Source organism: Mesorhizobium sp. M7A.F.Ca.CA.002.15.2.1, from assembly GCF_003998715.1.
GTDB lineage: Bacteria > Pseudomonadota > Alphaproteobacteria > Rhizobiales > Rhizobiaceae > Mesorhizobium > Mesorhizobium ciceri.
Genome location: NZ_RZPI01000316.1, coordinates 1 through 6143 on the forward strand (window position 1 = coordinate 1; position 6143 = coordinate 6143).

Genomic DNA, 6143 nt, shown 5'->3' on the forward strand with positions numbered 1-6143 from the left:
ATGCCGAACCGCTCGGCCACCGGAATGAACTCGCCGGGTGGCACCAGCCGGCCGTTGCGTGCGGCGAGCCTGGCCAAGACTTCGACATGACGGCTTTCCTGCCAGGGACGGCCCAGAAGATGGATTTCCTGGCCAAACAGCTTCAGCCTGCCGTCTTCCATGGCATCGACGGTATCGGCGACGATGCGCGCCGCGTTGAGGCCACCCGAACCCGATGCCGTATCGGTGGAGAAGACGGCAAATCGGTTTCGCCCGGCGGCCTTGGCCGCATAGCAGGCGTCGTCGGCACAGGCCAGCGCGTCGGCCACCGTCGTGTCGGCGTCATCGACGAAAGCGATACCGATCGAGGCCGCCAGCTTGCGCGACGTGGCCGTCGATCCAAGTTCGGCATCGCGAACCGCGGCAAGTACCGCGTCGGCCAGCCGCCCGGCCTGCGCCGCATCGCAATTGGGCATCAGCAGCGCGAACTCGTCACCGCCCAGGCGCGCGGCATGCGCCGTCGCGGGAAGGCAGCCCAGAATGCCTTGCGCAACGCTTTTCAGTGCCAGGTCGCCGGCCGCGTGGCCGGCAAAATCGTTGAGCGCCTTGAAGTAGTCGAGATCGACATAGAACACGGAAAGCGGCAGCAACTGCGCGGCCGCGATATGATCGGCCAGCAGCCGGTCGAACGCGGCGCGGTTCAAGAGACCGGTGAGCGCGTCATGGCGGGCCGCATAGGCAAGCTCCTGCTCGCGCTGCTTGTCTTCGGTGATATCGCGCACCGTGCCCAGGATCTGCCCCGCCAGCCGGCGGTCCCGGATTTGCGGGTCGGCGATGAAACGCAGCAGGGATTCTATGTGCCGGACCTCTCCGTCGCGCCGCACGATGCGGTATTGCACGGCGGTGACCTTGTCCGTTTCGAGCGGCACCAGATGCGCGCGCGACGCGGCCTCCTTGTCGTCCGGATGCAGATAGCCGAACCAGTGGTCGCGCTCGACTTCGGCGGTGTCGGAGACGAGCCCGAAAATCTCCCTGGTGCGTTGGTCCCAATAACTTTTGCCGCCCGCGAGGTCGTGGTGCCAGATGCCGGTGCCGCTGGCGGCGAGCGCCAGGCGAAACCGCACATTGACCTGCTCGAGTTCGGCCTCGGCGGCCTTCTGCTTGGAGATGTCGGTCTGCACACCCATCAGCCTGAGCGGCTTTCCCATCGCGTCGCGCTCGACGACGCCGCCGCGATCGAGCACCCATACCCAATGTCCCTGCTTGTGCTTCAGCCGCAATTCGGTCTCGATGGCGTCGGTCAGGCCGGCAATGTGGCGGTCGCCGCTGGCCAGCGCCCGCTCGCGGTCGTCGGGATGGGTCAGTTGCAGCCAAAGGTCGCTGGTGTTGGCCAATTCGCTCTCATCGTAGCCTAGCATCCGCGCCCAGGTCGCGGAATAAAAGCAGTCGCCGGTCACAAGATCCCAGTCCCAGACGCCAAGATGCGCGCGCTCCAGGGCTTTTGCCCAGAACGTTCCATTGCGACTTTTCTTACCCTGACGCGCCATCGTCTGCTTCGCCTGCTCCACCGCGGCGCAATCTGCGGCAAAACCAGAGAAGAAACAGTTACCGCGCGGGCGGAGTGTCGACGTCTGATTGGGAGCCCCTGTTCATCAAGGCCGTACCGAACTACTCCAGGCAGCCGTCAATTTCCCCAGGTCGACGACACGACATTGCCCGCCGTCACGCCGGACAGTCTTTCGCGCTTCTCGAGCCTCGGCTTTTCATAGGTCTTCTTCATTGCCATCGCCTTCTCCCGTGGCCATCCGATTTCCAGGGTCTAGCTGAGGCGGGGCAGCCATGCTTGGGCTCAGCGGAACGGGTTCCGGCCCAGGCGGCCCTGCCCGGCGCCGAACCCGCCTTTTCGATTGGCCGGCAGGAACCGGAGTTTTGTGTCTGGCGGATCGTCCTACTGCTGCCCAGGTCAGCGGCGCAAGCCGGTGACCCCTGGATCATCGGCGGCGCCGATGATCCCATGCACGACAACAACAAGGACCTTCCAATGACCAAGCAAGAAGACAACAAGGCCGTCGTCGTCAGATGGTTCACCCACTTCTGGGGTGAACGTTGCGATCTGTCGGTCGTCGACGAGATCGCGGCACCCGACATGCTGCTGAAATATTCGCTGCACGAGCCGCGCCGCGGCCGCGACGACATCAAGGCCTTCATGGCCGACTTCCGCGCCGCCTTCCCGGACCTCAACTTCTGGGCCACCGCCGACCTGATTGCCGAGGGCGACTATGTCGTCGGCCAGTGGGAGGGCGGCGGCACGCATACCGGCCCAGCCTTCGGCGACTTCCTCGTCGGTTCGCTGCCGGCCGCCACCGGCCGCACCATGCGCTTCACCGGCACCACGGTGCTGAAGGTGGTTGACGGCAGGATCGTCGAGGAAATCGGCCTCGATGACGGCGTCACCGCCCTCACCCAGCTCGGTCTGATCAAGACCGCCTGAGGCGATCAGGCAAAACGATCGTTCGGGCCAGGCGGCGTCAATGCCGCCTGGCCTCATTGCTTATTGGCTCGGCGCCATTGCGTGCTCGCATGACACTTTCGGATTCATGTCGGCGAACGTGCCTGTCGGGTTCCCTTTCCAGGCCCAGACATGCAGCTCGTAGAATTCACCCAGGCCATAGCGGTTGGGGGCGCTGTTGAAATTGAACAGCTGGCCGTCCAACGATGCCGGTCCTTTCGAAGTGATGTACTCGACCGCCACCAGCTTCAGCGTGCCATCGGCCATCGGCTCGTACATCACAGCTTCGGGACGGGCGATGTCGATCTTGTCGTCCTTCAGATACTGGCCGTTGACATAGTGGATGCCCATGGCGCCGCCGGTGATGCCGCTGGCACAAGGAATAGGCGCATAGCCCTCTGATACCGCTGCCTTGACGTCGACAAACCGGCTGTTGACAGCCCGCACCTTGTCGGCCAGCGGGCCGGAGGCAGCTTCAGCCGGCTCCTGATGCGCCTGCGCGAGGGTGGTGCAGATTGCCAGCATGGTCCCCGCCATAAGAAGTCCGCTGCGAAAGTTTGATATCATCTTCATTCCATTCTTCTTGAAAAAGCACAGCTGGCCGGCCGCCGAAAATACGGAGGCCCGGCAGGCAAGCGCTGTGGCTGTTGTTGCTTGGAGATCCCGAAATTGATGTAACGGCTACCGAAAAGGATCATCCCTTCGGCAGATACGGGATCGTTCCGGCCAGATCGGTGTTGTCGATCATCTGGAAACGGCTGTCGCTGCCGTCCTGACGGGCCGAGACGAAGGGCGCGTAGGCAGGATCGGTGGTGAAGGCGCGCGCCGCCGCTTCCGACGGGAACGCCATCAGCGCGATCAGCGTGGTATCGAGCGGCTTGCCTTCAAGCGTTTTCACATTGCCGCTGCGCGACAGATATCTGCCGCCATGCTTGTGGACGAGATCGTGCACCGAGGCGGCGTAAGCCGGCACCCACTGCGGGTCGTTTATCTTGATGTCTGCGATAACGTAGGCGGTCATGGTGGTCTCCTGGTTGCGGTGCACAGGCGTATCCCGTGCAACCGGCCAAAAGGCTCGCATGGCAGGACCCTCGCCAACCAGTCCGCGATCTGTACCGGGGCAGTACAGTTTCCGTACTGGCCGCTTCATTCATGAAGGCCTAATATTCGGTCAGGTTTGAGGGAGAGGCACCAATCATGAGCCAGCACGGATACAAACAATTCTGTCCGCTATCGATGGCCGCTGAGGTGCTGTGCACCCGCTGGACCATGGTGCTGATGCGTGAACTGGTGGCCGGCTCGACCCGCTTCAATGATCTTCGCCGCGGCGTCCCCAAAATGTCGCCGACCCTTCTGTCGCAACGGCTGAAGGAACTTGAGATCGCCGGGATCGTCGAGCGCAAGGAAGTGCCGGGCGAAAAAGGCATCTTCGAATATCGGCTGACGGAAGCCGGCCGGGATTTGCGTCCTGTCGTCGAGGCAATGGGCTTCTGGGGGCAGAAATGGGTCGAATCCCGGCTGTCGCTGAAGAACCTCGATCCGTCGTTGCTGATGTGGGACATGCGGCGCAATCTAAACCCCTCGCCGCTGCCTGAAGGGCGCACGGTGATACAATTCCTGTATCAGGATCTCCCGGCGTCCAAACGGTCGTGGTGGCTGATCGTCGAGAAGCACGGTGAGGTCGATCTGTGCTGGTACGATCCGGGCTTCGATGTCGATCTCTACGTCTCGACCGACCTGCACACGATGACGGCGATCTGGATGGGAGTGCTGACCGTCGAGAAGGCCGGCGCCAGGGTTGCCCTGACCGGCGACCAGGCCATCGGCAGGAAGATGCAGACCTGGCTCGGCCTCAGCCCGTTCGCGGTGGAGCCCAAACGCGCGGCTTAGGAGAATCGGTGCATGTTAGGCGCGCCTGCGGCCCCTGTCATTTGCAAGGTGATAGGGTTGCACGAGGACTTCGGCGGGAATTTTCCATTCCTTGTTCAGTTTGAAGACCATATCCAGGGTGAGTGCGCGCTTTTTGTTCAACACCTCGGTCGCCCGGGGTGATGATCCGATCACCTCGGCCAGCGCCTTCCGCGACAGGTTGAACAGTTCCATGTGCGAATGAATGGCTTCAACGGGATCCGGTGCTTCAATCGGGTAGTGCTTATCCTCATAAGCCTCGATCAGGGTTGCGAGAACGTCGAACCGGTCACCATCGAGAGAGCCGACCTCCGGCTCATTTTCGAAATATTTAGTGATTTCGGCGATCGCCCAATCGTAATCGGCTTCGGTCTTAATGGGTCGAATGTTTTCCATCACACCTTCTCCGGATCAATCTTGTCATACTCTTTGTGCGTGCCGACGAATTTGATCAGAACGCGGTGAAACTTGTAGGCGACGTGGACAATCAAACGATACTTGTTGCCGCTAATGTCGAAAATGATGCGATTGTCACCTACGAAATCAACTGTCGCTCCAAACGCATACTTGACGTCAGCCGGGGTCTTCCAATCAGCATTCCCGACAGCCACATACCAAGCCGTCAAAGGAGCTTCGGCCTGATTGTGTTTTGCCCAAAAATCCTTCAGCGCCTTCTTGGCAATTATCTGCATGACCTGATATAGCAAATTCCCAAATTGGGAACAAGAGGATTTTCCCAAATTGGGAAAGGCAAGTGAGGTTCTCCAGGCACTTGTCAGGAAACGGGTGGCGGGGCCGGCTTGTGGTGGCTTCAATGCGGTCATGTTCATCACCCTGGCCAAGAATCTGAAGTCCGCGCCGCTGCAAATCACCGACGATCCGCGCTGGGCGCGCATCGTCGCGCGCGACAAATCCGCTGACGGCGCATTCTGGTATTCGGTGGCGACGACGGGCGTCTATTGCCGGCCTTCCTGTCCGTCTCGGCGCGCCAATCCGAAAAATGTGCAGTTGCACGACACGCTGGACCAGGCCAGGGCGACCGGTTTTCGCCCGTGCCGGCGCTGCGATCCACATGGCCCGTCGCTCGAGGCCGGCAACGCGGCGATGGTCGCCGCTGCCTGCCGCAGGATCGAGCAGAGCGAGGAAGAACCCTCGCTCGCTGAATTGGCTGATGCCGCCGGCCGCAGCGCCGGTTATTTCCACCGCATCTTCAAGGCGGTCACCGGATTGACGCCGAAGGACTATGCCGCCGCACACCGCGCCGCCAGGGTCCGCCAGGGCCTGGAAGACGGCACCAGCGTGACGGCTGCGATCTACGATGCCGGTTTCAATTCGAGCGGGCGTTTCTATGAGAAATCCATTGGTATGCTCGGCATGACGCCGACGCGCTATCGCGCCGGCGGCTCCCATGAAGAGATCCGCTTCGCCGTTGGCGAGACCTCGCTCGGCACCATCCTGGTCGCGTCCAGCCAAAAGGGCGTCGCCTCGATCCTGCTCGGCGACGATCCCGACGCGCTGGTGCGCGACCTGCAGGACCGTTTCCCCAGGGCACGGCTGATCGGTGGCGACCGCGACTACGAGGCGCTGGTCGCCCGCGTCGTCGGTTTCGTCGAGGCTCCGGCGCTCGGCCTCGACCTGCCGCTCGACGTCCGCGGCACGGCGTTCCAGCAGCGCGTCTGGCAGGCCTTGCGCGCCATCCCCGCCGGCCAAACGGTTTCCTATGCCGAGATCGCGCATCGCATAGGCG

At 62.2% G+C, this 6143-nt stretch carries 9 protein-coding genes; 3 read left to right on the forward strand and 6 right to left on the reverse strand.

Annotation, left to right across the window (positions count from 1 at the left end; genetic code table 11):
* Both ENZ74_RS18175 and ENZ74_RS18180 read right to left on the reverse strand, forming a co-directional pair.
* On the reverse strand, positions 1-1526 hold a 1526-nt coding region (locus tag ENZ74_RS18175), incomplete at its 3' end, for a diguanylate cyclase (RefSeq protein ID WP_127287499.1).
* Between the two features lie 137 nt (positions 1527-1663).
* Positions 1664-1765, reverse strand: a complete 102-nt coding sequence (locus ENZ74_RS18180; protein WP_013530742.1) for a hypothetical protein — start codon at positions 1763-1765, stop codon at positions 1664-1666.
* Between the two features lie 255 nt (positions 1766-2020).
* Here ENZ74_RS18180 and ENZ74_RS18185 point away from each other — a divergent pair, with 255 nt between their 5' ends.
* Complete coding sequence (locus tag ENZ74_RS18185) at positions 2021-2470, forward strand: ester cyclase (RefSeq protein ID WP_063170282.1); 450 nt, start codon at positions 2021-2023, stop codon at positions 2468-2470.
* A 60-nt stretch (positions 2471-2530) separates the two neighbouring features.
* Here ENZ74_RS18185 and ENZ74_RS18190 read toward each other — a convergent pair whose 3' ends face one another.
* Together ENZ74_RS18190 and ENZ74_RS18195 are read right to left on the reverse strand one after the other, a co-directional pair.
* Positions 2531-3061, reverse strand: coding sequence for a hypothetical protein (locus ENZ74_RS18190; RefSeq protein WP_181172688.1), 531 nt, complete (start codon positions 3059-3061; stop codon positions 2531-2533).
* Positions 3062-3182: 121 nt separating this feature from the next.
* Positions 3183-3509, reverse strand: a complete 327-nt coding sequence (locus tag ENZ74_RS18195) for a DUF1330 domain-containing protein (RefSeq protein ID WP_013530739.1) — start codon at positions 3507-3509, stop codon at positions 3183-3185.
* Positions 3510-3685: 176 nt separating this feature from the next.
* Here ENZ74_RS18195 and ENZ74_RS18200 point away from each other — a divergent pair, with 176 nt between their 5' ends.
* Positions 3686-4378, forward strand: a complete 693-nt coding sequence (locus tag ENZ74_RS18200) for a helix-turn-helix domain-containing protein (protein ID WP_024501641.1) — start codon at positions 3686-3688, stop codon at positions 4376-4378.
* A 15-nt stretch (positions 4379-4393) separates the two neighbouring features.
* Here ENZ74_RS18200 and ENZ74_RS18205 read toward each other — a convergent pair whose 3' ends face one another.
* Both ENZ74_RS18205 and ENZ74_RS18210 read right to left on the reverse strand, forming a co-directional pair.
* Positions 4394-4792, reverse strand: a complete 399-nt coding sequence (locus ENZ74_RS18205; RefSeq protein WP_024501642.1) for a type II toxin-antitoxin system HigA family antitoxin — start codon at positions 4790-4792, stop codon at positions 4394-4396.
* Complete coding sequence (locus ENZ74_RS18210) at positions 4792-5088, reverse strand: type II toxin-antitoxin system HigB family toxin (RefSeq protein ID WP_063170283.1); 297 nt, start codon at positions 5086-5088, stop codon at positions 4792-4794. The genes ENZ74_RS18205 and ENZ74_RS18210 overlap by 1 nt, the downstream gene beginning before the upstream one ends.
* Before the next feature lie 130 nt (positions 5089-5218).
* On the opposite strand from ENZ74_RS18210, the gene ENZ74_RS18215 reads away from it, so the two are divergent.
* Positions 5219-6143: Ada metal-binding domain-containing protein (locus tag ENZ74_RS18215; protein ID WP_164761077.1), on the forward strand; the 925-nt coding region annotated here is incomplete at its 3' end.

Coding starts and splice junctions, on each gene's coding strand:
- ENZ74_RS18180 (WP_013530742.1), bottom strand. CDS start 1,765: ATGGCAATGAAGAAGACCTATGAAAAGCCGAGGCTCGAGAAGCGCGAA.
- ENZ74_RS18185 (WP_063170282.1), top strand. CDS start 2,021: ATGACCAAGCAAGAAGACAACAAGGCCGTCGTCGTCAGATGGTTCACC.
- ENZ74_RS18190 (WP_181172688.1), bottom strand. CDS start 3,061: ATGAAGATGATATCAAACTTTCGCAGCGGACTTCTTATGGCGGGGACC.
- ENZ74_RS18195 (WP_013530739.1), bottom strand. CDS start 3,509: ATGACCGCCTACGTTATCGCAGACATCAAGATAAACGACCCGCAGTGG.
- ENZ74_RS18200 (WP_024501641.1), top strand. CDS start 3,686: ATGAGCCAGCACGGATACAAACAATTCTGTCCGCTATCGATGGCCGCT.
- ENZ74_RS18205 (WP_024501642.1), bottom strand. CDS start 4,792: ATGGAAAACATTCGACCCATTAAGACCGAAGCCGATTACGATTGGGCG.
- ENZ74_RS18210 (WP_063170283.1), bottom strand. CDS start 5,088: ATGCAGATAATTGCCAAGAAGGCGCTGAAGGATTTTTGGGCAAAACAC.